The sequence below is a fragment of the Methylopila musalis genome (assembly GCF_042679725.1).
GTDB lineage: Bacteria > Pseudomonadota > Alphaproteobacteria > Rhizobiales > Methylopilaceae > Methylopila > Methylopila musalis.
In genome coordinates this window covers 1-917 of record NZ_JBHTMX010000389.1, presented here as the reverse complement: position 1 = coordinate 917, position 917 = coordinate 1, and the positions used below count along the sequence as shown (strand labels likewise).

The window sequence follows — 917 nt, the reverse complement described above, 5'->3', positions numbered from 1 at the left end:
CGGTCGGGATGGAGCGCGTCGCCGAGCGGCGGAAGCGTCGCCAGCGCGTCGAGATCGAAATGGCCGGGCTCCGCCGGCGGCTCGTAGGGCTTTGGCGCGGTGATGGGCCGGATGTCGCCCCGGAGCGTGCGGTCCACGAAGGGCGACGGCCGGTCCTCCTTGGCGAGAGGGGCCGACGGCGGCGCGAGCTCCGGCTGGTCGAGCACCATCAGGTCCTCGCCGGCGTTGAGGGAGGCGAGCAGCAGGCCGGGACCGCGCCCGGTCGCGAACAGATCGGCGGTCTCCAGCGACACGATGTCGGAGCGCATGCGCGGCTCGGAGGCGAAATAGACCGCCTCCGTCGTCGTCCGGGCCACGGCCGGCAACAGACCGGAGGCGTCCTGCCGGGCGATGGAGGTGCTGGCGAACACCAGCGCGGCGCTGGCGAAGCCGACCCTGAGAAGAGCTTTCGGCCCCGGACGTCGCCCGCGCCGTGGCGCGTTCGCGCGCCCGCCCTTCCCCGCTCGCACCATGGACGCCACCCTGACCGCGACCGTCCCCGCGCCGCCCGGAAGAAGAGCCGCAGCGCGCGAGGACGCGTCGAAAACCACACACTGGTATGGTTGTCGGTCCTTAACCTTGATGGCCGGTTAACGCCCCCGGCGGGCTTGGGCGAAGGGTATCGCTAACGCCGCGCTAACCACGCCGCGCGTTAGCCCGGCTGGTGACGCTTCGTTAACCGGGACGACACCGCCCCCGGTTACCTTTTGCGAAGCTTAACCGGGAGTTTCGCCGCTGCGGTCCTTACGCGCCCTCGCCTGCCTCGCCGCCGCCATTCTCGCGCCCTCCGCCGCCCGCGCGGCCGAGCCGGCGGAGGCGAGCGCGCTGTGGAGCGGGCCGGTCGTGGGCGCGCTGCTGGCCTATGGGCGCGTGGCGGG

1 protein-coding gene is annotated in these 917 nt (G+C 73.0%); it reads right to left on the bottom strand.

The window, feature by feature from the left end; translation table 11 throughout:
- Positions 1–512 (bottom strand): hypothetical protein (locus ACFQ4O_RS17870; protein WP_378777769.1); only part of this gene is annotated, 512 nt, incomplete at its 3' end.
- Between the last annotated feature and the right edge of the window lie 405 nt (positions 513–917).